Source organism: Microcystis protocystis FBCC-A270, assembly GCF_050500235.1.
Taxonomy (GTDB): domain Bacteria; phylum Cyanobacteriota; class Cyanobacteriia; order Cyanobacteriales; family Microcystaceae; genus Microcystis; species Microcystis ichthyoblabe_A.
Window position 1 is genome coordinate 3,045,878 of sequence record NZ_CP191407.1, and the last position, 23,915, is coordinate 3,069,792.

Sequence of the window (23,915 nt, forward strand, 5' to 3'; positions counted from 1 at the left end):
TTGCCCCCTCCTTCCAATTTTGTAGTAGAATTAATCCTGTACATTATTAATCAAGTTTTTCTTTTTAAGAATATATGGAATTAACTGATTCCCTCAAGAAATTGCTCAGTGAAACTGCACTTCAATTAAAAGGTGCAGCTAAAAGAAGATTCATGGCGCAAACAGTCTTAGAATTAGGCTATGGGGGACAAACCCTTGCTGCACAGGAGTTAGGCTGGAATCGAACTACTATTCGTAAAGGAATTAAAGAACTAAAAAGAGGCATTATTTGTGTTGATAATCATTCAGCTAAGGGGCGGAAAAAAGCAGAAGAACATTTACCTTTTCTATTGGAAAACATCAAAAATTTAGTGGATTCTCAAAGCCAAACTGACCCAAGTTTTAAAAGCCAAAGGCTTTATGTGAGACTGAGTGCGGCCGAAGTCCGAAAGCAATTAATCTCTAAATATGGGTACAGTGATGAGGATTTACCGAGCGAGGAAACTATTCGGGTTAAATTAAATAACTTAGGTTATCGTCTGAAAAGAGTCGCTAAAGTTTTACCTCAAAAAAAATTCCAGAAACCGAGGCAATCTTTGAGGAATTAGCTAACATTAATCGGGAAGCGGATGAAGACCCTACGATGTTACGTCTTAGTTTAGATGCCAAAGCCCGTGTTAATATTGGACTGTTTGATCGAGGAGGTAAAAATAGAATAACTGTCGAAACAAACGATCATGATTTTAATCCGAAAACAACCCTAACCCCTTACGGAATATTTATTCCAGAATTTGATGAGTTGTTTTTGTATTTGACTACCTCCACAGTCACCAGTGACTTTATTGTTGATATATTAGAGGATTTCTGGGAATCTGAAAAATCTCGTTTTGAGAAAATTAAAACTTTGATAATTAATCAAGATAATGGATCAGAAAATAATTCGAGACGAACTCAGTTTATGAAACGTATAGTTGAGTTTTCCCAAAAATATCAAGTTAATATACGTTTAGCTTACTATCCCCCCTACCATAGTAAATATAATCCTATTGAACGAACCTGGGCTGTGTTAGAAAACCATTGGAATGGGAGTATTTTAGATGAAATCGAAACAGCTTTGAAATTCGCCCAAACTATGACTTGGAAAGGAAAACACCCGATTGTTAAGTTGATTACTGAAACTTACGAAAAAGGAGTAAAGCTTACTAAAAAAGCCATGGAAAAAATCGAAGAAAAAATCGAACGTCTCACAGAATCAACGAATCAAGACTTTCCCGATTTGGGGCAATGGTTTATTGATATTTATTATGATAAGACCTAGTTTGTAGTTAACTAAGATGGTTAGCTAAAAACTGTATTTGATTCTTTAACTTGTCCTTGTTATACTCGAAAAAGCTCGGAAGTATAAAAGTTTATGCTGCTATTTTTTTTTCGGAAAAATAGGTTGTAATGGGAGACTCTTTGTTTTCCTAGACAAAAATAATTACTTTTTCAAAAAAACACTTTTCTATTTTTTTGTTGGGTATTTTATTCTCTGGAAGTCCCCTAGTATCCGATAGAAATCATCCTCGTTGTCGGGTTGTTCGAGTCTTAAACGCAAACATCGACGCAGGAAAGCAGGGGGAAACTCCCGGGCCTCGTTACTGGTCATGAATACTAGGGGGAACTCCTGACAAGACACACAACCTCCAGTCGGGCGATCAACCCCAGCCACGCAACGGGTTACAACGCTGACTGGAACTACAACCAACTGTGGATCGGAGGGACAATAGACTTCCACTCAGTGGCCGTAGTCAATCTGTAAAGGCTCTTCTCAAGCGATAGGTGATCGCACTTTGACGGTTTCTGACAACACAGTTTCAAGAAATCGATTTGACAAAAGTGCGATCGTAGTTCTGGAAAAGAAGGGCGATCGCTATCGCTAAATAAACAAGAAAGAGAGGTATCTAGTCAATGATGCCTTTCAACTTCCAACGGGATAACGGTGTTTATCACTTTAATCTATTCCCCGGTAGAGATCGGCGATCGCTAACTCTAGGTTAATACTTGGCAGGATCACGCGATCGCCTGTCTCGTAAATAGTCGTTTCCCATATCCCCAGAGGGCTCTTCTGGTTTCTGTGTGGAAACGGGGTCTATACTGATAGTTTCTTCAGCAAAATAGTCCTAAAAGTCTTTCCCAGTAAGCATTTCATGATTCTATAAGCAAAAATTATCACACAAAGTCGAGAAGAGCCCCCAGAGAATTACGACGACGGCATTCCACGCGCTGGATTTCTTGGGAAATTAATACATATTCTTCTAAAGTTTCTATCTGTTGATAATCTTGGAATTTTTCGCCCTTGTCAAAAGCAATCGTACTGGGGGAAAGCACTTCCGCGATCAGTTTCGGATAGCGTTTCAGGTAACGATCTTGGCGATCGCGAGGATCGCAGGTAACAAAAGCATCGGGATAGTAATAAAACTGATCTTGATAGTTAACCTTGACATTACCCGAGTGAAACCGACAGTCTGTAGAGTCGCCGAAATGTTCGTCAATGACTTTGAGAAAATTGAAGGCAATGCGCTCGTGATTATCCGTACCGCCGGCCATCGCATAAACCAAACCACGTCGGTATTCATGGCGGATCTGGCTCTGGCGCTCGATAGCGAGATATTCTTGAGGACTGATGTAGTTGGGAACCTCGATCATAATCTCTAGGGAAAAACCTAGTATTAATCATAAGACCTCTTGCATAATTTTTTTATGGTATAATATAAGGTTTTGCTTTTTTCTCAATTCTTAGATTGAAGTGGAAAAAAGAATAAAATGTGATCTTAGGTCAGGAAATCATCTATAATTTTGCTATGTTTATTAGCAAAATTATGGATTATCAAAACTTATCAGATGAACAATTCAAACGCCGTTTCGGTGTGTATAAACAAACATATAGAAAGATGGTAGAATCAGTAAAAAGTGTTGAAGCCGACTCTAATTCACCATCTAAAAGGAGACCGAAACCTAAACTATCTATAGAAGAACAAGTTTTAGTAACGTTAGAATATTGGCGAGAATATAGAACATATTTTCACATTGGTACAAGCTGGGAACTATCAGAATCAACTATATGTCGGATTGTAAATAAGACGGAAAAAATGCTTTTACAATCGGGAAACTTCCGTTTAAAAGGAAAAAAAGCTTTACTCAATCAAGCAGAGATACCGGTCATAACGGTAATGGATGTAACGGAAACTCCCATTGAACGCCCCCAAAAGAAACAGAAAGATTTTTTGGGGGGTAAAAGAGGTTATCATACTTTAAAATTCCAATTAGTAGCTGATCAAAATACAGAGGAAATTATCTGTGTTTTTTGTGGGAAAGGTAGAGGTCATGATTTTAGTTTATTTAAAAAAAGTCGAGTTCGTTTTCATCCTTTAACTACCAGCATAGAAGACAGTGGTTATCAGGGAATAGCTGCATACCATAGTAATAGTTATACACCGAAAAAGAAATCGAAAAATAGAAAATTAACAGAGTTAGAAAAAGAGTATAACAAGGCTTTAGCCAAAGAAAGGATTATCATTGAACATATAAATAGGAAACTCAAAATCTTTAAAATCTTATCCTGTAAATATCGGAATCGTCGTCGAAGATATAGTTTAAGAGTTAACTTGTTGGCGGCTATTTATAACTGTGAGTTAGGGATAGGTATAGCAGCTTCTTAAAAGTTGCCTAAAGATTAATCAAGTCAAGGAGAATTTATTCTCAATTTTTATAATTGAGATAGTTTGTGCCGCTTAAATAAAGAGGTTTTGATAACCAAATTAAAGCAGCTCTAAAGAGTTTTGAGTTAAAAGTTAAACTTCAAGTTTTCATTCAGGACGAATGTACTGATTAACTAATTTTTTGGGGAAAATTAGTTAACCCATTATTATAACATATAATTAATTTGCAAGAGTTCTATAGTACGAGAATGGCTCTTATCGACTTTGTGTGATCAGTTTAACGATGTAGTAGCGATCGATCTTTGTGTTCTTCGTGTCTTTGTGGTTCCTGACCCAGAGGGCTGATAAGCCAGCGCAAGAGGGCAAAATCTTGATAAACTGAGGGGATAACTATCCCCAGACAATCCCCATGACCACTCACTTTATTAGTGCCGAAATCGACCTACAGGAAACCCCGCAACAACTGCAGCAAGAAATCGAAAAAGAATTAGCCAAACGCGGTGAACCCTTGCGCTGGGCAATCACAGAAGTGGATACCGAGAATAATCAAGTCAAAGTCGAAGCGATTGTCACCACTGCCTCGTGAATTCCCGTCCCTATACCGCCGTACTAATTATTCCCACCGGCATCGGGGCAGCGATTGGCGGTTATGCTGGGGATGGCATTCCCGTGGCCAGAGCGATCGCCCAAGTTTGTGATCGCCTAATTACCCATCCTAATGTCCTCAACGGCGCACAACTGTACTGGCCTTTGGACAACACCTACTATGTAGAGGGTTACGCTTTAGATCGTTTTGCCCGGGGGGATTGGGGATTAAGTCCCGTCCATCAAAATCGCATCGGGTTACTATTCGATCGCGCCATTGAATTTGACCTCTTACAAAGACACCTTCAGGCTGCCGATGCTGTCCGGGCTACCCTGGGCTTAGATCTCACCGATTACGTTATCACCGATGCCCCCTTAAATGTGCAGTTGCGAGAGGCAGCCTCCGGGGCCAGTTGGGGAACAATTGGCAATCCCGACAGCTTGCTGCGGGGGGCAGAAAAACTGATTAAGCAGGGCCGGGCGGAAGCGATCGCCATTGTTGCCCGTTTTCCCGACGATCCCGATAGCATTGCCCTGGCTAATTATCGCCATGGTCAGGGGGTGGATCCCCTTGCCGGAGCCGAAGCGGTAATTTCCCATCTGGTGGTGCGACAATTCCAAATACCGGCAGCCCACGCCCCCGCTTTAAGTCCGCTGCCCCTCGATCCGCAACTTTCCCCCAAGGCCGCGGCCGAAGAAATCGGTTATACTTTTTTACCCTGCGTTTTGGTGGGTTTGAGTCGCGCCCCCCAATTGGTCAAGCAGCCCAGTCCCGATGCTATTTGGAGCCGGGAGGTGGACGCGCTGATCGTTCCCGCCAGTGCCTGCGGCTCCAGCACAGTTTTTAGTTTTTGTCAAGAAAAAAGTGTACTGATTGCTGTCGAGGAAAATAGTACAAGAATGAAGGTGGCCCCGGAACCCCTAGGGGTGAAAGCAATTAGGGTACACTCATATACAGAGGCGATCGGTGCGATCGTTTGTCAACGGGCAGGGGTTAGCCTAGCATCTCTTCGCCCTAATTTACACTCTTTACGCTGTTTATCCGAGAATCCGTGACTAATTCCCCTAATTCCGAATTTGATCCCCTGACACGCACACAAGTCCTCACCATTATGGCGGTAACGGCGATTATCTTGCTGGTAGTCGCCAAAGTCTGGCAATATTTCGGTGCGATCGCTATTCCCGCAATTCGCTGGACTCTCCCGGATTTCCTGTTCGGATTAGCCTTAGCGGGGGCAATTAGTGGAATTAGTGGGCTTCTATATCGTTTTTGGTCTAGTTATCGCCATAGTGCTAACTCTTACTTAGAATTAGTCATTAAACCTTTAGCTTGGCCCGATTTAATTTGGATTGGATTACTGCCGGGGTTAAGTGAAGAATTATTATTTCGCGGGGTGATTTTGCCGGCTTTGGGCTTAAATATCTTTGGTTTAACCGTTTCTAGTCTAATTTTTGGTATCCTCCATTTTAGCGGTTCCCAACAATGGCCCTATGTTATCTGGGCAACTGTTGTCGGTTTTGCCCTCGGTTATACCGTCATCATCACCGGTAATTTATTAATCCCGATCCTCGCTCATATTATCACCAATCTCCTCGCTAGTTTTCTCTGGAAATTACAGCATAGTAATCAGTAATCAGTTATCAGTTATCAGTTATCAGTGGGGAAGTTATCAGTAATCAGTTATCAGTAATCAGTTATCAGTTATCAGTGACTACTCCTGTCTCCTATAAAAAAAATGGAAGTGCAATTTCGCGAATTTAATCCTTTTGATGTCTGGTTTTGGCTGGAATTTTCGACAGTTCCCTCGAATATGGAACAGCAGTATGTAGAAGAAGTTTTTGCCTCTTGGTTTTATTTGGGTAAATTAGGGGCTTTCAATGCCGAAAACCTACAGGTACAGGAGGTGGGAGTCGATATTAGTTATATGGAATACGATCCAGATATGGTCGAAAATGCTTTTATGTCACCGATGCACAATATGACCGATTTTGAATACTTAGGTACTTGGGGACGTTGTTGGTTTGACCTTGGTACTAGCGATCTTATTGCTTTGGATATTTTAATCAATGCCTTGACCCAATTAAGTAAGGATTTTGTCGATATTAAACGTTTAATTATCGGTGGAGAAAATCAAGATTGGCCAGTGAGTGATCGCAGCAATTATCTCTTTAGCGAATAATTAGGGTTTACTAAAAAAGTTTCTTGGTGGAGTCAGTATTCTCCGAGTCAGGAGTTTATTTTTATTTATTTATTCTCCCCACACCCCACACCCGACACCCGACACCCGACACCCGACACCCCACACCCGACACCCCACTTAACAACATCTATGCTTAATCTCGTCTCCCTTCCAGAAATTCCCGCCGCTGCTTGGAAACGTCCTCTAGGCAAAGGTTGGGAAAAACCCTACAGCGTCCGCTACGCCAGCAATTTAGATGATGGTCCTTGGCATGGGATGCCTCTGGGGGGATTTGGGGCCGGTTGCATCGGACGTTCCCCCAAAGGTGACTTTAACCTCTGGCATCTGGACGGCGGTGAACACAGTTTTAATAGCCTTGCAGCCTGTCAATTTAGCATTTTTGAACAAACAGAAGACGGAAGCGCCCAAGCCTACGCTATGGCGACGGAAAGCCCGACGGATGGAACTTTATCGCGCTGGTCGTGGTATCCAGCCGAAAAGGGAACCTATGGGGCCCTTTATCCCCGCAGTTGGTACGAGTACAAAGATGTTTTTCAGACTCAATTAATTTGCGAACAATTCTCACCAGTTTGGGCGCATAATTATCAAGAAAGTAGTTATCCTATTGCCCTATTTGAATGGACGGCCCATAATCCCACCGATAAACCAATTACTATTAGTATTATGCTGACTTGGCAAAAGAACTCTTGCAAATTAATTATATGTTATAATGATGGGTTAACTAATTTTCCCCAAAAAATTAGTTAATCAGTACATTCGTCCTGAATGAAAACTTGAAGTTTAACTTTTAACTCAAAACTCTTTAGAGCTGCTTTAATTTGGTTATCAAAACCTCTTTATTTAAGCGGCACAAACTATCTCAATTATAAAAATTGAGAATAAATTCTCCTTGACTTGATTAATCTTTAGGCAACTTTTAAGAAGCTGCTATACCTATCCCTAACTCACAGTTATAAATAGCCGCCAACAAGTTAACTCTTAAACTATATCTTCGACGACGATTCCGATATTTACAGGATAAGATTTTAAAGATTTTGAGTTTCCTATTTATATGTTCAATGATAATCCTTTCTTTGGCTAAAGCCTTGTTATACTCTTTTTCTAACTCTGTTAATTTTCTATTTTTCGATTTCTTTTTCGGTGTATAACTATTACTATGGTATGCAGCTATTCCCTGATAACCACTGTCTTCTATGCTGGTAGTTAAAGGATGAAAACGAACTCGACTTTTTTTAAATAAACTAAAATCATGACCTCTACCTTTCCCACAGAAGACACAGATAATTTCCTCTGTATTTTGATCAGCTACTAATTGGGATTTTAAAGTATGATAACCTCTTTTACCCGAAAAAAAATCTTTCTGTTTCTTTTGGGGGCGTTCAATGGGAGTTTCCGTTACATCCATTACCGTTATGACCGGTATCTCTGCTTGATTGAGTAAAGCTTTTTTTCCTTTTAAACGGAAGTTTCCCGATTGTAAAAGCATTTTTTCCGTCTTATTTACAATCCGACATATAGTTGATTCTGATAGTTCCCAGCTTGTACCAATGTGAAAATATGTTCTATATTCTCGCCAATATTCTAACGTTACTAAAACTTGTTCTTCTATAGATAGTTTAGGTTTCGGTCCCCTTTTAGATGGTGAATTAGAGTCGGCTTCAACACTTTTTACTGATTCTACCATCTTTCTATATGTTTGTTTGTACACACCGAAACGGCGTTTGAATTGTTCATCTGATAAGTTTTGATAATCCATAATTTTGCTAATAAACATAGCAAAATTATAGATGATTTCCTGACCTAAGATCACATTTTATTCTTTTTTCCACTTCAATCTAAGAATTGAGAAAAAAGCAAAACCTTATATTATACCATAAAAAAATTATGCAAGAGGTCTAAAATACAATCGGTTGGTTTACTAACGCAATTAAATCCCCAGTGGTTAAGGTGAGAGATGATGGTAGTCCCGTCTATGAATATCAATCAAAATGGGGGGAAAGTGAGGGTAATTATAATCAATGGATTGTCGATAATTTCCGCGTTGGCTGTCTAATGCGTCGGGATTACGAAAACCCCGGGGAAGGGGATGGACAGATGGCGATTGCCAGTATCACTAATCCGAGTCTAGAGGTATTTTATCTGGGTAAATGGAACCCTGCTGGCGATGGGGGCGAAGTTTGGGATTATTTCGCCATGAATGGCTCTTTACCGGATATTGAGGACGAAACCCCCGCCCAAAAAGGGGAACAAACGGCCACGGCCATGGCGATTCGTTTTACCATTCGTCCGGGGAAAACTCGCAAAATTCCTTTTATTTTAGCTTGGGATTTACCCGTCACCGAATTTGCCCAAGGAATTAACTATTATCGTCGTTATACGGACTTTTTCGGTCGCAATGGTCAAAATGCTTGGGCGATGGTACGCACGGCTTTAAAACACGGCGATACATGGCGAGAAAATATTATTAACTGGCAAAAACCGATCCTAGAACGCAGCGATCTGGCCGATTGGTTTAAAATGGCTTTATTTAACGAATTATACCTGCTTACGGACGGCGGTACTCTCTGGACGGCCGCCACGGAACAGGATGCCATCGGTCAATTTGGGGTCTTAGAATGTATTGATTATCGTTGGTATGAAAGTCTTGATGTGCGTCTCTATGGTTCCTTTGGGTTATTGATGTTATGGCCGCGCTTAGAAAAGGCCGTCATGGAAGCTTTTGCGAGGGCAATTCCCAGCAGTGACGACACTCCTCGGATTATTGGATATAACCAAGCTAGTGCCATTCGTAAGGCCAAAAATGCCACTCCCCACGATTTAGGCGCCCCCAATGAACACCCTTGGCAAAAGAGCAATTACACCAGTTATCAAGATTGTAATCTCTGGAAAGATTTAGGCAGTGATTTTGTTTTATTAGTATATCGGGATTATTTATTAACGGGGGCTAAAGATGAGGATTTTCTGCGGGAATGTTGGCCGTCAATTGTCCTGACTTTGCAATATTTAAAAACCTTTGACCTTGATAACGATGGCATCCCCGAAAATTCCGGCGCACCAGACCAAACCTTTGATGATTGGCGTTTACAGGGAATTAGTGCCTATTGTGGTGGTTTGTGGATAGCGGCACTAGAAGCGACGCTTAAAATTGGGGCAATTCTTGGAGAAGATACGGCAATTTTTGCCAGTTGGTTACAGCAATCTCGCGCTATTTATCATCAGACTCTCTGGAATGGAGAATATTATAATTTAGATAGTGGCAGTGGTTCCGATGTGGTGATGACTGACCAATTATGCGGTCAATTTTATGCCCGTTTATTGGCTTTGCCAGATGTGGTAGAAAATCAATACACGCAATCAGCTTTAAGTAAGATTTATCAGGCTTGTTTTCTCAAGTTTCATGGGGGAAAATTTGGGGCGGCAAATGGGTTAAAACCCGATGGTACTCCCGAAAATCCCGAGGCAACTCATCCCTTGGAAGTTTGGGTAGGAATTAATTTTGGGTTGGTGGCTTTTTTACTACAAATGGGAATGGAAAAGCAGGGATGGCAAATTACGGAAGCAGTGGTGAAACAAGTCTATGAAAATGGCTTACAATTTCGCACCCCGGAAGCGATTACATCGGTGGGAACTTTTCGCGCTTGTCATTATTTACGCGCCATGGCTATCTGGGCTATCTATGGGGTTTTGGGTGGTGATTCGGTAGTAATGATGGCGGCTTAATCCTTTGCCAGGTGTGCATTGTAGTCATGGATAAAATACCAAAGGGTTCCCCAACGTGATTCTCCATTTTTTTAGAGAAAGATAGACTCTCTGTCACCAACCGAGAAATCCTTTGTCGAAAGGTATTATTTAATCTTTCAATATGATTAGTTTGACCAGTTTCTTTCCCGACTGGTTGATGACGTTTACTGGGAATTACTGTCTTATATGACTCCCAAAAGTCTGTGTAAGCAACTGCACATTGTCGGTAAACGCTTGGTAAACTGGCACCAAAGTTTTTGGGCTGATTGACGACTCTTATCTCCGCGCATAGCAACCAATAATTTCCCTTGTATTTCTATCAATTAACCGCCAAATATAGACCTTTATCGTCTTAGAAAAAACAAAAGACTACATTTCATCACATTCTATAACCAATTTACCTTTTGGTTTGTCCGAAACCTTTATTTGACGGGGGACAGCCGCCAGTTTATTGTTGACATAATTTTGTAACCATGACCAACTTACCCCTGTTACTCTAGCAATTCCTCGTAAGGAAATTCGTTCGAGCAAGAGTTTATCAATTAATTGTTTGGTTTCGTCAGAGACGGTTTTATTAGTGGGATTGATCACAAACTGACGACCACATTCTTTACATTGACGTTTGGGTTTTCCATTATGAATAGAACCATTCTTGATCCTATAATGAGAACCACAATTAGGACAGGGGAACGGAGGTGAACTAGGGGGGGTACTTTGTTCGGTGCTAGACTGATATTTCAGTAAGCAAGACAGGAGCCAGAAAAAGATATTTATCAGAAAAGTCATGATCAAGCTAGAGGTTTAAAGACTGATCGGGTTCCAATTATTTTTATTAATAAATATTTTACACAATTCATACCAGGTAAGCAACAGAGCTACGCCACTACTACCGAATCATTACCCATTTTAGTAAATGGAGAGAATTCTTGTCCATTAAGAAATGTTACAAATTACATGGGTACATTAAGAAAAGTTAAGGGGCGTATCCATTGATGGATAAGGGTTTTCGGCTATTATAGTATATATGTATGGGGAAAGTTCAGTTATATTGCTTACAACTCTTTGCCAGTAAGGATTATAGCCACAATGAAGGATTTTTGTCAGGGTGAAGAATTATAAATTTTTTTCTCAGAAAAAATCAATTATTGAAAATGTTCTCAATAGTAGTTTCTACAATGAAGGTTTTTCGTCAAAATATCTTGGGAAATGTAAAGATATGTAAAAGTATATGAAGAGGTGCGGAATGTCGGTGCTAAAAATCCCTGTTTTGTCAGGAAAAAATCGAGCAGCCACCCCGAAATAGTGGTAATAGTATTGAAGGAGTGGTCTTAAAAGTGATGATATGACTGACCAGAATGGCGTGTTAGTAGAAGAACAAAGCGAGGATATTACCCGTAAGATGAGTCAATTAGCCACCGAGTCGCCGAAAAATCAATTACAAATCCTGACACAATTAGCCGAGGCCGGAGAAGGTGGCCTAACTGTGTTGAGAGATTTTTTATTAGCCTGGCGTCCCACTCCCGTTAATCTGGTGACAGGTAAGGCCTATCAATTGCTATACCAAGATAATAGCACTCAGAGCAAGGAATTTTTAGCTAATTATTTCCCCACGGGTATTGTTCCCCTAGACAGTGCTAAAGGTATCGATTATCGACTTTTACAGGAATTATTGGCTAAACAGGATTTTCAAACTGCCGATAGTCTCACCCGTCAAAAACTCTGTGAATTAGCAGGAGAAGGGGCAATACAGAGGAAATGGGTCTATTTTACGGAAGTGGAAGCTTTCCCCGGTGTAGATATTCAGACTATTGATAATCTTTGGTTAGTTCATTCGGAAGGAAAATTCGGTTGGTCGGTGCAGCGCAAATTATGGATCGGTGTCGGTCAAGATTTCCCGAAACTTTGGCCGAAAATTGGCTGGAAAAATGGCAATAATTGGACAAAATACCCCCAAGAATTTATCTGGGATTTAAGCGCTCCCGTGGGTCATTTACCCCTGTTAAATCAACTGCGCGGGGTGAGAGTGGCTGCCTCTTTATTCTCCCATCCCGTCTGGAGTGAAAAATAGATTGAGAGCATTCGGCCTCGGGTATTGTATCAGCTTTCTACATTTTCGGGACAATTTCCTCTAAGGCCGCTTCTAGATTAGGATAACGATAGTCAAAACCGATCGCTTGGGTGGCTTTTGGCAGCACTTCTTGACCTTCTAAGACGATTTTTGCCCCTTCTCCCAAGAGAATTTCGAGGGCAAAATCCGGCACTGGCAACCAAGAAGGACGCTTCATTACTTCCCCTAATATCTGACAGAATTCTTTCATCCGGACGGGATTGGGTGCAGTAGCATTGAACGTGCCGCTAATTTCTGGGCGATCAAGACAATAGATAATTAAATTAATTAAATCATCCCGATGAATCCAAGAAAACCACTGACGACCGCTGCCAATCGGTCCGCCGGCAAAAAGCTTGAAGGGTGGGATCATTTTCCCTAAAGCACCCCCATTGTCTAAAACAATACCCGTGCGAAGAATGACTAAACGAGTGCCGTAATCTTTAACTTTTTGGGCTGCTGTTTCCCACTTTTTACAGACATCCGCCAGAAAATCACCACCGGGAGGACTATTTTCGTCAAAACTAGCGATTTCACTGGTTCCATAGTAACCGATCGCCGATGAGTTAATTAAAACTTTCGGTTTCTGGGCAGCAAGTGCGATCGCCTCGACAATTTTCTCGGTGCCGATTTCCCGACTAGCGACGATTGCTCGTTTTGCTTCACCGGTCCAGCGTTCCGAAATCGGTTCTCCCGCTAGATTAATCACCGCGTCACATCCGCAAATCTCTTTTTGCCAATCCCCCGATTCTGTGGCGATATAGGGAATAATCTCTATCTTAGGATAGATTGACTTTGGGTAAATTCTTCGGGTTTTATCGGGATTGCGCGTCAAAATTAGAATATCATCGCCGCGATCATAGAGTTTGACCACTAATCGACTCCCCACAAATCCTGTCGCCCCAGTAATCGCTATTTTCATGGTTTCTTGACTAAATTTATCCTTATTTTAGCTGGTTTTTAACTATCAGAATTCAGTATTCAGGAGTCAGGAGTCAGGAGTCAATCAGGAGATTATTTTTATTTATTCTCCCCATACCCTACACCCTACACCCCACACCCCACTTCTCACTTATCCTGATACCCCATCCCGTTGGCTGCCGCATAACGATTCATAAAGCGCAGAAAACGCTCCCAGTGTTCATCGGTGATTTCAAAACCACATTCTACCCGTTGAATTTCATCTCCTTCATCTCCTCCAAAAATAAACTTAGTCGAGTTGGGAATAACTATAATCACTCCTTCCTCATCGGTGAGACGGAGATCGCCGTAGGTACGAGTGGTGAAACTTTGGAAACGTTCGATCGCTTTCAGGGTTTTAAAAGTCATCAGGACATTGCGAATCCCGGTATTTTTATTTTTGCGGAGACTAACACCGCTTAATTCTTCTGATAAACCGACAAAAAACTCGATCGTGGGAGTGGTCATAGGTGTGGGTATAAAATTTTAGTTATTGATTTTCTCTTAATTACTTTTGAAGGGAAAAAGTAGTTCATGATTACTAATAAAGTAACCATGAACCGAAAAACAAGCTATTCCGCTTCTCCACCTTGGATTTTGAGGAGGAGAAAACCCCAAGCTAATCCGACGAGGACGAGAACGATCGCCACGATCGGCCCATTAAATAACATACTTTCTGCGGTCATGGTGATTGCTCCTGAGCCTACAATAATCGATCATATAGATAAGTGGTATTTTAACCTACGAAGGCGATCGACTGCTGCTGGACTGGGGCAAAATTGAAGGAGAAAATCGGCCAATAACTCTGAGAACTTTTTTAGTATATATGTTCTAGCAATCCTGCCCCTCTCCTCAAGGAAGGATGCTCACCCCCATGCTAGATATTTTTAATACTATCTTTATATTTGCCGTCACCACTTTGTGTTAGTGTCTTATCTGCTTAATTCTTCACTTATACTAGGAAAATTAAGTATTGATAACTATTGATGATGACTGGTAAAAAATCATTTATGCTCAAGATCAAGTTAATACTATTTTTAGGTTTGTTGCTGCTGAGTTGTCAATCGACTAATCTCAATGGTAATAATAGTTCAATGGCTCAGATTACGACTGAGAATCAAGGGCAAATATTACCGATCACGGCCAAAGCAGATATTAATGGTGAGATGATTGAGTTAGAAGTGGCTCAAACCCAGGAACAACAGGCCAAGGGTTTAATGTATCGCTCATCTTTGCAGAAAAATCGCGGTATGCTATTTCCCTTTGCACAACCTCTGATGGCCCGGTTTTGGATGAAAAATGTCTCGATTCCTCTAGACATGATTTTTCTAAAAGATGGTATAGTAAAAGCAGTTTTGCTGAATGTCCCTCCTTGTGCCGTCGATCCTTGTCCTGTCTATGGGCCAAACACCATGGTTAATCAAGTGATCGAACTAGCTGGGGGTCGAGCGAAAGAATTAGGAGTGAAAGAAGGAGATAAAATTAAGATTGAGTTTATCTCAAGACCTTAATTTTTGAAAATGGTGTTAACTTTCTTATAAAAAGTGTCCCTTGTCTGGAAGTATAAGTATGGCTTTTAGAAGCTATTACGCATTTATACTGTTTAAGATATAACCATATCGATTAGGATTTTTATAGTCTATCAAGTCATAGATTGAATAATCTTTACTCTTGCTATAGATTAAACAGAGACAAAGTTCTGCTAGACCTAACGGGACTATCTTAAGAGAGCCAGCGATTTTTAGGAAAGCACTCTCTATCATCGAGATAGCTTAGATACAGAAAAAACGGTCGCAAGACTAACCGTCCTTGAAACCGATCAGGTGGTGTTTTGTTGAAATTACGAGATATACTATAACTATTGAGGAAAAAAATCCCCCTATGTCCACGATTGCCTATTCCCAATTCCGACAATTTCTACAAGAGGAATTGTCCCTTCCCCAAGAATCGATCGCTATGGCCGAGCGATCGATCCAATCTGATAAAATTCATTTACCGATGATTCTCTGGCAGTACGGTTTAGTGACCTTGGAACAATTAGATAAAATTTATGATTTTCTCGAAGAGGTGGTCTAATCTTACTATTGGTAACTATTGACAAGGAGAATAATTGCCATGGCTGCGCATAGTTTCTGGCACAATTTGAAAATTCCCATCTTAAAAACTACCAATCATCACTTGAGAAGTGGGTTTAAATAACCCACTTTTTTAATAGCTATACAATTGAGAATTATCGATTAACTGCTCAGTCCATGAAACCCCATGACCAATTTGCCAAAAATTACCTTGAACAATTACTTTCTCCCCTGGGAATCGTCGAAATCAGCAAAGAAGTCAGCGACGAAACTCGACAGATAGATTTATTTTTTTCCCCCAATCCCGAACCCAACCCCGATTATCTGGGATTATTAGGCAGAATTGTCCTTAATACTGTCTTAATTGAACCCTATCGCAATCCTCCCAACCGGAGCGAGATTCGTAATTGTTTAGCAAAACTTTTGGCGATTTTATCCGAACTGCAAAGACAAGCTAAACGGGAAAATCAGAGCTACAATGAAGAGAATGCCCCTCGTTTGTGGATTTTATCCCCTTCCGCTGGTATCACTGTTTTAGAAGGATTTGGGGCAAAATTAGACCCAGAGTGGCCAGAAGGAGTCTATTTTCTTCCCGCGCTTTATCGCACGGCAATTATCGCTATTAATCAATTGCCTGTGACTGCTGAGACTCTTTGGTTAAGATTATTAGGACGGGGAAAAACGCAAAACCAAGCGGTGCGAGAATTGTTAGAATTACCTCAAGGTAATGCTTTCCGGGAAAATGTGCTGGAATTATTGATTAGTTGGCGGGTTAATATGGAAATAAATAACATCCTAGAAACTGAGGATAGAGAGGTGTTTATGACTTTATCTCAAACCTATCAGGAATGGAAGGAAGCAACTAAACGGGAAGGACTCGAACAAGGACTTGAACAAGGACTAGAGCTAGGACTCGAACAAGGACTAGAGCTAGGACTAGAGCGAGGACTCGAACAAGGAAAACTAGAGGCTAAACTGGAATCTATTCCCCGTTTGCTTGCTTTGGGTTTAAGTGTGGAACAAATCGCTCAAGCTTTGGATTTAGACTTAGAACAAGTCCGACAAGCTATTCAAGAAACTCCATGAAACCCCATGATCAATTTGCCAAAAACTACCTTGAACAATTACTTTCTCCCTTGGGAACCGTCGAAATCAGCAAAGAAGTCAGCGATGAAACCCGACAGATAGATGTATTTTTTTCCCCCAATCCCGAACCCAACCCCGATTATCTGGGATTATTAGGCAGAATTGTCCTTAATACTGTCTTAATTGAACCCTATCGCAATCCTCCCAACCGTAGCGAGATTCGCAATTGTTTAGCGAAACTTTTGGCCATTTTATCCGAACTGCAAAGACAAGCTAAACGGGAAAATCAGAGCTACAATGAAGAGAATGCCCCTCGTTTGTGGATTTTATCCCCTTCAGCTAGTCTGACTCTGTTAGAGAGTATTGGGGCAAAAATAGACCCAGATTGGCCAGAAGGAGTGTATTTTCTTCCCGCGCTTTATCGCACGGCAATTATCGCTATTAATCAATTGCCTGTGACTGCTGAGACTCTTTGGTTAAGATTATTAGGACGGGGAAAAACGCAAAACCAAGCGGTGCGAGAATTGTTAGAATTACCTCAAGGTAATGCTTTCCGGGAAAATGTGCTGGAATTATTGATTAGTTGGCGGGTTAATATGGAAATAAATAACATCCTAGAAACTGAGGATAGAGAGGTGTTTATGACTTTATCTCAAACCTATCAGGAATGGAAGGAAGCAACTAAACGGGAAGGACTCGAACAAGGACTTGAACAAGGACTAGAGCGAGGACTAGAGCGAGGAAAACTAGAGGCTAAACTGGAATCTATTCCCCGTTTGCTTGCTTTGGGTTTAAGTGTGGAACAAATCGCTCAAGCTTTGGATTTAGACTTAGAACAAGTCCGACAAGCTATTCAAGAAACTCCATGAAACCCCATGACCAATTTGCCAAAAATTACCTTGAACAATTACTTTCTCCCCTGGGAACCGTCGAAATCAGCAAAGAAGTCAGCGATGAAACCCGACAGATAGATTTATTTTTTTCCCCCAATCCCGAACCCAACCCCGATTATCTGGGATTATTAGGCAGAATTGTCCTTAATACTGTCTTAATTGAACCCTATCGCAATCCTCCCAACCGTAGCGAGATTCGCAATTGTTTAGCGAAACTTTTGGCGATTTTATCCGAACTGCAAAGACAAGCTAAACGGGAAAATCAGAGCTACAATGAAGATAATGCCCCTCGTTGGTGGATTTTATCCCCTTCCGCTCGTATCACTGTTTTAGAAGGATTTGGAGCAAAGTTAAGGTCAGATTAACCAGAAGGAGTCTATTTTCTTCCCTCGCTTTATCGCACGGCAATTATCGCTATTAATCAATTGCCTATCACTCCTGAGAGGTAGTGATTCGGTAAATACTCGGGAGCATCTCACTTATGCAGAGAATACAAAGGTTATGGAAAAACTACTTGAATAATCGGAGTCTCCCCAAAAGGAAAACTTCGTACCTCACTATTAAGAAAACTGCTGTATCCAGTTTTCTTACCCGGTGTCCGTCAACCAGGAGGAATGCCGATAGCTGGTTAAAACCACTAAGATAGGACGGCGAGAGTAACTAAAGACGATTTTTTTGGTAAGATCAAAGCTAAACTAACCATCACGCCTTACTTGAGGAAAGATTTATTTATGAGCGATATAGGGTTTATTTTGACGATAATCAACAATTTCCTACAAATTTACTCGGTAATCCTAATTGTTAGGGTTTTACTGACTTGGTTCCAAAATGCCGGTTGGGCCTATCAGATTATGTCTTTTCTCAGTCCGATTACCGATCCCTATTTAAACCTCTTTCGCTCGATTATCCCACCCCTAGGCGGGATGGACTTGTCCCCGATTCTCGCGTTCCTGCTGCTCAACGTTGTTCAGAGTGTCGTAGCCACAGGGGCCAGCAGTCTGGTCAGCAGCGGTTTCTAAATCCGCGGATCCACACTACTGGTAAAACCGGAAGCTTTGAATTTTTCCAGTCGCAAGGGGGTTGGTTGATTGGTAGAAACAGAAATTCTGATCTCGAAATCACTAATCCCCGGCGGCACTTCGGGAATTGCCCCGACTCGGCTACGATTTTGTAAAGCCGGTTCCCCGTTAGCATCGTAAATCCGACCAAAAACATCGGCATCATAGACGGTTTTTCCAGAATTATTTTTAGCTTTGCCAGTGATTAAAAAACAATTAGCCGGAAAACTGGTTCCCCCACTGGTGACACTCCCCTCGGCTAATTCGGGGGGACAGTCTTTGTAAGATACATCTAATAGTTGAATTGGGGTCAAAGCTTGAGCAGTAGGGATGATAAGCAAGCTAGACAGCCAGAAAAGAACAGAAAGCAGCCAAACGGTGAGCGAGCGTGGTGTCATAGATGAGTGATTTTACGGTATGATTTCCCCAATACTTAGATTATCGTGGATCGTCACCCTTTGAAATCAGCTTTTTTAGGACTCTCATGGATCGAGATGAGATTGAAACCACTCTCAAAGCGGCTTTTCTCCAGTGTGAGGCTTTATTCTGTCCTCTCAATCAACAACAAAAAGAAATTTTGTTAGAGGTGTTTTTTGAGCGAAATTCCCTCGCTGATGGCAATCCCCTCGACGAATTAACATCTATGCAAAGGGAGATTTTACTGGAATTTATCCTCAAACAAGAACGGGAAAATTTAGCTTGGAAAAGTTCCCTCCTCAATGATTGGCTTAACGATCGCCCTTCCGGTGCGGTACAATTTATCCGCGATCAGTATGGCTTGGCTTGGTTGAACAGCATAAAACCGATTCATTGGCAAGAATATTTACAAAAATTAAGGTTAACCAGAGAAAAATTACAGGTAGGAGATGCGATCGAGGTGTCTAATGGATTATGGGAATGGATTCCCGCAGACGCTGCCGATAGTTGCGACTGGTTTCCCTGTGAGGTAATAGAAGTAAATGAAAGTGAGGATGACTCCCCCCCTGTTAGTTGCCGTATTCGCTTTCAAAACGGTGAAGAATGGGAAATACAAGGAATATATCGGTGGAATCGCCCTAATTGGCGTTTTCTGACCTGAAGGAAGATCACTGCTCGGTTATCGGCTAAAATTTAAGATATGTAAAGAAGGGAGATAAATTTTATGGCCGCTAATGTTGAGATCTATACTTGGAGTTCCTGTCCTTTCTGTATCCGCGCTAAAGCATTACTCAAGAAAAAAGGGGTGGAGTTTACCGAATATTGTATCGATGGCGATGAAGGAGCGCGAGCCAAAATGTCCGATCGCGCCAATGGCCGTACAAGTGTACCACAAATTTTCATAAACGATCAACACATCGGGGGCTGCGATGACATCTATGCTTTAGATAGAAGTGGTGGTTTAGCTCCCCTGTTGCAGAATTAAGGATAAAAACTATTAATGAAACTAGCCTTTATTATCGATCCGATCGAGTATTTAGATCCGGGCCATGATACCAGTGTAGCTATCATGGAAGCGTCCCAATTATTAGGACATGAAATCTGGATAACTTCCATCACGGCTCTCAGTGCAATTGCGGGAAAAGCTTGGGCAAAACTAACCAGAATTGAACTGGTTCCTGTGGAGTTAAAAGATAATCATTGGGTGGCTGTATCTCAATGGTATCAAAGACAAGAGACAGTTTTTACCTGCCTAGAAAACTTCGATTTTGTCTGGATGCGAAAAGACCCACCCGTGACAATTGCCTATCTTTATGCCACCTATTTATTAGACCTGATCGACCCACAAAAAACCCAAGTAATTAACTCAACTAGGGGTTTACGCCATGCCAACGAAAAGTTATATACTATTCACTTTGCTCAGGTAATGCCCGCTACAATTGTTTCCCAAGATAAAGCGACAATTAGGGAATTTGTCAATCAAAAAGGGGCGGCAGTTATGAAACCTTTAGGGGGGAAAGCAGGGGAGGGAATTTTATTTCTTAGTCCCGAAGATCGCAATCTCAATTCAATGATTGAAATTAGCACAAAATGGGGACAAGAACCGGTAATGATTCAAGATTATTTACCAGCTGCCAAAGAAGGAGATAAACGCATTATTGTCCTCAATGGTGAACCAATCGGGGCAGTTAATCGCATTCCCACTGGTTCAGAATTTCGCGGTAATATGGCGGTGGGTGGACGAGTGGCAAAAACAGAAATCACCGATCGAGAATTAGAAATCTGTGCCACTTTAGCCCCAAAATTACGAGAAGATGGCCTATATTTTGTCGGATTGGATGTGATTGGTGGCTACCTCACCGAAGTTAATGTCACCAGTCCCACCGGCATTCGCGAGATCGATCGATTAAACAATGTTAGCTTAGGTCAACAGGTGATTAAATGGCTAGAAAATCATTTGGGCAGCAGAGATTAGGGAGATGGGGAGTATTTTCATTGAACAGCAAACAGTAAACAGTAATCAGCGAAAAGACAGGAGAAAACTTCTATTTAATACTGCTCACTTAAAACTCAAATCTGATAACTGATAACTGATAACTGATAACTGTCTCCTATAGAAAATAATGAATGCTTTATCAATACCGACGTGGATAGTTCATGTATCGAGTGTCGTAGAATGGATAGCGGCGATCTGGTTAGTCTGGACCTATGGCGACATCAGTAGCGATCGATCGTGGCGAATGTTATCTTGGGGAATGTTACCCGCTTTAATTGGGGCCATGTGTGCCTGTACATGGCATTTTTTTGATAATATCAGTGCCTTATCCTGGTTAGTCACCCTACAGGCAGCCATGACTGTCTTAGGAAATTTTACCCTCTGTGCTGCCGGTTGGTGGCTGTGGCGTTCCAGTAAAATTAGCGTTAACAATGAATAAAGACAGTTTATTTGCCATTTCCCTGTTTCCCTATCTGGGGTTTCTTTGGTTTGTCACTCGTTCAGGAAAAATGCCCCGTTTAGCCCTAATTGGCTTTTATGTGCTGTTAATCTTCGTTTTTATCACCATTCCTGCCGGTATCTACGCCAAAATCCACTATGGCAAAGAATTAGCCAACGTCGATTGGTTACACGGCAGCGCCGAACTTTTCCTCACCCTCTCCAATATTCTCGTCGTCCTAGGTTTTCGTCAGGCAATTTTAGCCAAAAAGCAAACAGAGAAAGGGGAACAGGGAACAGGGAGCAGTGAACAGGGATAAGGGGTGTGGGGTGTGGGGTGTGGGGTGTGGGGTGTGGGGAAGTGGGGAAGTGGGGAAGTGGGAATTGGGGTGTAGGGTGTGGGGTGTGGGGAAGTGGGGAAGTGGGGAAGTGGGGTGTGGGGAGAATAAATAAAAATAATCTCCTGAATACTGACTCGGAGAATACTGACTCGGAGAATACTGTCTCGGAGAATACTGTCTCCTATCTCCTGTCTCCTGAATACTGACTCGGAGAATACTGTCTCCTGTCTCCTATCTCCTGATCACTGAATTGTGATACAATCGCCCCAAAACGTCCCCGCGTCAGTCAAATATGTCCCCGATTACACCGTCCATCAGTGTCAACGAACCAAACCCGCAGGCTGCCATCCAGACTTTATCGGTAGTGGTTCCCATTTATAACGAAGTGGACAGTATTCCCCATCTCGTCGAGAGTATCGCCTCGATTTTGCGTTCTTATCAAATTAACTACGAGATTATCTGTGTTGACGACGGTTCTAAGGACGGTTCCACCGAGATTTTAGCTAATTTAGCCAAAAATCGCGATGATCTCAAGGCGGTAATATTGCGACGCAACTACGGACAAACCCCGGCTATGGCTGCCGGATTTAATTATGCCACGGGACGGGTCATCATTACCCTCGACGGCGATTTACAGAACGATCCCAATGATATACCCCTATTATTGGCCAAATTAGAGGAAGGTTATGACCTCGTGAGTGGCTGGCGCAAAAATCGCCAAGATGACCAGGTAAAACGGCTTTTACCCTCAAAAATAGCTAATTGGCTAATAGCAAAGGTTACAGGGGTCAAATTACACGACTACGGTTGTTCTTTGAAAGCCTATCGAGCCGAATTAATCGCCGATATGAATCTCTACGGGGAATTACATCGCTTTTTACCCGCATTGGCTTTTATTGAAGGGGCAAAAATAACCGAAATTCCCGTTAATCACCACCCTAGACGGTTCGGACAGAGTAAATATGGTTTAGATCGCACAATTCGCGTTATTATGGACTTATTTACTGTCTTTTTTATGAAAAAGTTCCTCACCCGTCCGATGCACATTTTTGGACTCTACGGACTGTTATCCATGGTAGTGGGGATTATTTTAGGCACTTATCTGACTATTCTCAAACTCGGTTTCGGACAAGAAATCGGCGATCGACCTTTGTTAATCCTGGCCGTGTTATTCTTTTTAACTGGGGTACAATTACTCTGTTTTGGTCTTTTGGCAGAAATTTTGATGCGAACTTACCATGAATCCCAAAAACGTCCCATCTACCGCGTTCGTACTGTTGTCGGGAATAGGGGATTTTTCAGTGAGCAGTGAGCAGTAAACAGTAATCAGTAAACAGTAATCAGTGAAAAGACATCTCGGAACTTGCCACTTAATATTGTTCACTGAAAACTCAAATCTGATAACTGAATCACTGATAACTGATAACTGATAACTGATAACTGAAAAAAATATGACTATTTGGGAACTTGATTTTTATTCGCGGCCGGTGGTGGATGAAAATAATAAAAAAAGATGGGAATTATTAATCTGTGAAACTCCGGCAACAATCGATCGCTCCTCCGATACAATATTTAAATATGCCAGTTATTGTCCTAATACGATGGTTAATTCCCAATGGTTAGGAGAGGCAGTTACTGCAGCTATCAAGGCAGCGGGAGTAACTCCCAAAAAAATCCGCTTTTTCCGTCGTCAGATGAATAACATGATTAGCAAAGCTTGCGAGGATATCGGTATTCCCGCTTCCCCTAGTCGTCGCACTCATGCTTTAACTAGATGGATAGAAGAAAGAATGGTTAATTTCTACCCCCAAGAAGTTGGTTATGATCAAAATTTAACTAAAACTGCTTCCGTGAATTATCCTCCTTTAAATGCTGTTCCTCTTCCCGATGCTGTCCGGGGAGATAAGGCCGATAAATGGGCCTTTGTCACGCTAGAATTGTCTTCTTTTAATGATTTAAAAGATTGGGATATTAGCTTCGGAGAAAATTTGCCTATACTGGGAATGGGATTAGATGAGAATCTAAAAATCCCCGGTTTAGTTATTTTTTCCCCCCGCGCTTTACCCCTAGCTGGTTGGATGTCAGGGTTAGAAATGGCCTATTTAAAGTTAGAAACTGGTTCCCGTCCCGTGCTACGTTTAGAAACGGGTGCTAGTGATAGCTGGATTCTCGTCAACGTCACTAATACCGAGACTTTAAAGGAAGCAAAAAACTTTGAAGAAGCTAAACAAAAAGCCAATAATCTGCATTTTTTAGCCGTTCAATCTAACCCTGAATCGGAATCCTTCGCTGGTTTTTGGCTACTACAAGAAGGCTCTCAAGAGTAAAGTTTAGTGA

At 41.6% G+C, this 23,915-nt stretch carries 24 protein-coding genes and 7 pseudogenes; 22 read left to right on the top strand and 9 right to left on the bottom strand.

Features of this window, described 5'->3' with window-relative positions; all coding sequences use genetic code 11:
• The first annotated feature begins 74 nt into the window (after positions 1 to 74).
• Positions 75 to 1,297 (top strand): ISAzo13-like element ISMae28 family transposase gene (locus ACQY1X_RS14690; protein WP_152416237.1). Its coding sequence is split into 2 segments (ribosomal slippage): positions 75 to 555 and positions 555 to 1,297, totalling 1,224 coding nucleotides; the frame shifts between segments, so codons are not numbered across the junction.
• A 225-nt stretch (positions 1,298 to 1,522) separates the two neighbouring features.
• Here the strand turns inward: ACQY1X_RS14690 and ACQY1X_RS14695 are convergent.
• From ACQY1X_RS14695 to ACQY1X_RS14705, 3 pseudogenes are all read right to left on the bottom strand, one after another.
• Positions 1,523 to 1,663, bottom strand: a pseudogene (locus ACQY1X_RS14695) (AAA family ATPase); the annotation flags it as partial.
• A gap of 309 nt (positions 1,664 to 1,972) precedes the next feature.
• A pseudogene (locus tag ACQY1X_RS14700) lies at positions 1,973 to 2,077 on the bottom strand (Uma2 family endonuclease); the annotation flags it as partial.
• A 138-nt stretch (positions 2,078 to 2,215) separates the two neighbouring features.
• Positions 2,216 to 2,667 (bottom strand): annotated as a pseudogene (locus ACQY1X_RS14705) (Uma2 family endonuclease); the annotation flags it as partial.
• A gap of 155 nt (positions 2,668 to 2,822) precedes the next feature.
• Here ACQY1X_RS14705 and ACQY1X_RS14710 point away from each other — a divergent pair.
• From ACQY1X_RS14710 to ACQY1X_RS14735, 6 genes and pseudogenes are all read left to right on the top strand, one after another.
• Positions 2,823 to 3,680: an IS5-like element ISMae4 family transposase gene (locus ACQY1X_RS14710; protein ID WP_430014679.1), complete on the top strand. Its 858-nt coding sequence runs from the start codon at positions 2,823 to 2,825 to the stop codon at positions 3,678 to 3,680.
• 409 nt (positions 3,681 to 4,089) lie between these two features.
• Positions 4,090 to 4,266 carry a hypothetical protein gene (locus tag ACQY1X_RS14715; RefSeq protein WP_002734354.1) on the top strand — a complete coding sequence of 59 codons (177 nt, stop codon included), beginning with the start codon at positions 4,090 to 4,092 and terminating at the stop codon, positions 4,264 to 4,266.
• Positions 4,263 to 5,321 (top strand): DUF3326 domain-containing protein, encoded by a 1,059-nt coding sequence (locus ACQY1X_RS14720; protein ID WP_430014832.1) that lies wholly within the window; start codon positions 4,263 to 4,265, stop codon positions 5,319 to 5,321. Before ACQY1X_RS14715 ends, ACQY1X_RS14720 begins: the two co-directional genes overlap by 4 nt.
• The gene (locus ACQY1X_RS14725) at positions 5,318 to 5,899 is read left to right on the top strand and encodes a CPBP family intramembrane glutamic endopeptidase (protein ID WP_002732964.1); all 582 of its coding nucleotides are present in this window, start codon (positions 5,318 to 5,320) and stop codon (positions 5,897 to 5,899) included. Before ACQY1X_RS14720 ends, ACQY1X_RS14725 begins: the two co-directional genes overlap by 4 nt.
• Before the next feature lie 102 nt (positions 5,900 to 6,001).
• Complete coding sequence (locus tag ACQY1X_RS14730; protein ID WP_103113206.1) at positions 6,002 to 6,445, top strand: DUF3531 family protein; 444 nt, start codon at positions 6,002 to 6,004, stop codon at positions 6,443 to 6,445.
• Between the two features lie 150 nt (positions 6,446 to 6,595).
• Positions 6,596 to 7,144: pseudogene (locus tag ACQY1X_RS14735) on the top strand (GH116 family glycosyl-hydrolase); the annotation flags it as partial.
• Positions 7,145 to 7,382: 238 nt separating this feature from the next.
• Here the strand turns inward: ACQY1X_RS14735 and ACQY1X_RS14740 are convergent.
• Positions 7,383 to 8,240 (bottom strand): IS5-like element ISMae4 family transposase, encoded by an 858-nt coding sequence (locus tag ACQY1X_RS14740; protein WP_002732125.1) that lies wholly within the window; start codon positions 8,238 to 8,240, stop codon positions 7,383 to 7,385.
• A gap of 125 nt (positions 8,241 to 8,365) precedes the next feature.
• Between ACQY1X_RS14740 and ACQY1X_RS14745 the strand changes: the two are divergent.
• Positions 8,366 to 10,186, top strand: a pseudogene (locus ACQY1X_RS14745) (GH116 family glycosyl hydrolase); the annotation flags it as partial.
• Here the strand turns inward: ACQY1X_RS14745 and ACQY1X_RS14750 are convergent.
• Positions 10,183 to 10,948 (bottom strand): annotated as a pseudogene (locus ACQY1X_RS14750) (IS1 family transposase). The pseudogenes ACQY1X_RS14745 and ACQY1X_RS14750 sit on opposite strands and share 4 nt — an antisense overlap.
• A 601-nt stretch (positions 10,949 to 11,549) precedes the next feature.
• Here ACQY1X_RS14750 and ACQY1X_RS14755 point away from each other — a divergent pair.
• Positions 11,550 to 12,275: a GUN4 domain-containing protein gene (locus ACQY1X_RS14755; protein ID WP_002733427.1), complete on the top strand. Its 726-nt coding sequence runs from the start codon at positions 11,550 to 11,552 to the stop codon at positions 12,273 to 12,275.
• Positions 12,276 to 12,312: 37 nt separating this feature from the next.
• Here ACQY1X_RS14755 and thyD read toward each other — a convergent pair whose 3' ends face one another.
• The 3 genes from thyD to petM all read right to left on the bottom strand — a co-directional run bounded on the left by thyD (position 12,313) and on the right by petM (position 13,960).
• Positions 12,313 to 13,236, bottom strand: a complete 924-nt coding sequence (gene thyD / locus ACQY1X_RS14760) for a thylakoid membrane protein ThyD (RefSeq protein WP_430013032.1) — start codon at positions 13,234 to 13,236, stop codon at positions 12,313 to 12,315.
• 146 nt (positions 13,237 to 13,382) lie between these two features.
• Positions 13,383 to 13,742, bottom strand: coding sequence for a photosystem II reaction center protein Psb28 (gene psb28 / locus ACQY1X_RS14765; RefSeq protein ID WP_002777305.1), 360 nt, complete (start codon positions 13,740 to 13,742; stop codon positions 13,383 to 13,385).
• A 104-nt stretch (positions 13,743 to 13,846) separates the two neighbouring features.
• Positions 13,847 to 13,960 (bottom strand): cytochrome b6-f complex subunit PetM, encoded by a 114-nt coding sequence (petM, locus tag ACQY1X_RS14770; protein WP_002731506.1) that lies wholly within the window; start codon positions 13,958 to 13,960, stop codon positions 13,847 to 13,849.
• Between the two features lie 303 nt (positions 13,961 to 14,263).
• On the opposite strand from petM, the gene ACQY1X_RS14775 reads away from it, so the two are divergent.
• The 6 genes and pseudogenes from ACQY1X_RS14775 (at position 14,264) to ACQY1X_RS14800 (ending at position 18,347) form a co-directional block, all read left to right on the top strand.
• Positions 14,264 to 14,785, top strand: coding sequence for a DUF192 domain-containing protein (locus ACQY1X_RS14775; protein WP_430014680.1), 522 nt, complete (start codon positions 14,264 to 14,266; stop codon positions 14,783 to 14,785).
• 370 nt (positions 14,786 to 15,155) lie between these two features.
• Positions 15,156 to 15,350: a DUF2949 domain-containing protein gene (locus ACQY1X_RS14780; protein ID WP_002732568.1), complete on the top strand. Its 195-nt coding sequence runs from the start codon at positions 15,156 to 15,158 to the stop codon at positions 15,348 to 15,350.
• 176 nt (positions 15,351 to 15,526) lie between these two features.
• Positions 15,527 to 16,435 carry a flagellar assembly protein H gene (locus ACQY1X_RS14785; RefSeq protein WP_430013033.1) on the top strand — a complete coding sequence of 303 codons (909 nt, stop codon included), beginning with the start codon at positions 15,527 to 15,529 and terminating at the stop codon, positions 16,433 to 16,435.
• Positions 16,432 to 17,304, top strand: a complete 873-nt coding sequence (locus ACQY1X_RS14790) for a flagellar assembly protein H (protein WP_430013034.1) — start codon at positions 16,432 to 16,434, stop codon at positions 17,302 to 17,304. Before ACQY1X_RS14785 ends, ACQY1X_RS14790 begins: the two co-directional genes overlap by 4 nt.
• Positions 17,301 to 17,771: pseudogene (locus ACQY1X_RS14795) on the top strand (flagellar assembly protein H); the annotation flags it as partial. The gene ACQY1X_RS14790 and the pseudogene ACQY1X_RS14795, both read left to right, overlap by 4 nt.
• A 288-nt stretch (positions 17,772 to 18,059) precedes the next feature.
• Positions 18,060 to 18,347, top strand: a complete 288-nt coding sequence (locus ACQY1X_RS14800) for a YggT family protein (RefSeq protein WP_002733084.1) — start codon at positions 18,060 to 18,062, stop codon at positions 18,345 to 18,347.
• On the opposite strand, the gene ACQY1X_RS14805 is transcribed toward ACQY1X_RS14800, so the two are convergent.
• Positions 18,344 to 18,784 carry a hypothetical protein gene (locus tag ACQY1X_RS14805; protein ID WP_002732285.1) on the bottom strand — a complete coding sequence of 147 codons (441 nt, stop codon included), beginning with the start codon at positions 18,782 to 18,784 and terminating at the stop codon, positions 18,344 to 18,346. The two genes, ACQY1X_RS14800 and ACQY1X_RS14805, sit on opposite strands and share 4 nt — an antisense overlap.
• Positions 18,785 to 18,870: 86 nt before the next feature.
• Here ACQY1X_RS14805 and ACQY1X_RS14810 point away from each other — a divergent pair, with 86 nt between their 5' ends.
• The 7 genes from ACQY1X_RS14810 to ACQY1X_RS14840 all read left to right on the top strand — a co-directional run bounded on the left by ACQY1X_RS14810 (position 18,871) and on the right by ACQY1X_RS14840 (position 23,905).
• A complete protein-coding gene (locus tag ACQY1X_RS14810; protein ID WP_409793881.1) occupies positions 18,871 to 19,464 on the top strand; it encodes a hypothetical protein in 594 nt (197 codons plus the stop codon).
• A gap of 63 nt (positions 19,465 to 19,527) precedes the next feature.
• Positions 19,528 to 19,788, top strand: a complete 261-nt coding sequence (gene grxC, locus ACQY1X_RS14815; protein WP_002763636.1) for a glutaredoxin 3 — start codon at positions 19,528 to 19,530, stop codon at positions 19,786 to 19,788.
• Between the two features lie 15 nt (positions 19,789 to 19,803).
• Positions 19,804 to 20,778, top strand: coding sequence for a glutathione synthase (gshB, locus tag ACQY1X_RS14820; RefSeq protein WP_430013035.1), 975 nt, complete (start codon positions 19,804 to 19,806; stop codon positions 20,776 to 20,778).
• A 148-nt stretch (positions 20,779 to 20,926) separates the two neighbouring features.
• Complete coding sequence (locus ACQY1X_RS14825; RefSeq protein WP_002734463.1) at positions 20,927 to 21,238, top strand: DUF2499 domain-containing protein; 312 nt, start codon at positions 20,927 to 20,929, stop codon at positions 21,236 to 21,238.
• Positions 21,231 to 21,557 carry a DUF3593 domain-containing protein gene (locus ACQY1X_RS14830; RefSeq protein ID WP_430013036.1) on the top strand — a complete coding sequence of 109 codons (327 nt, stop codon included), beginning with the start codon at positions 21,231 to 21,233 and terminating at the stop codon, positions 21,555 to 21,557. Before ACQY1X_RS14825 ends, ACQY1X_RS14830 begins: the two co-directional genes overlap by 8 nt.
• Positions 21,558 to 21,870: 313 nt before the next feature.
• Positions 21,871 to 22,890 carry a glycosyltransferase gene (locus tag ACQY1X_RS14835; RefSeq protein WP_193979746.1) on the top strand — a complete coding sequence of 340 codons (1,020 nt, stop codon included), beginning with the start codon at positions 21,871 to 21,873 and terminating at the stop codon, positions 22,888 to 22,890.
• Between the two features lie 139 nt (positions 22,891 to 23,029).
• Entirely contained in the window at positions 23,030 to 23,905 is an 876-nt protein-coding gene (locus ACQY1X_RS14840) for a Tab2/Atab2 family RNA-binding protein (protein ID WP_002731539.1), read from the top strand.
• Positions 23,906 to 23,915: the final 10 nt, after the last annotated feature.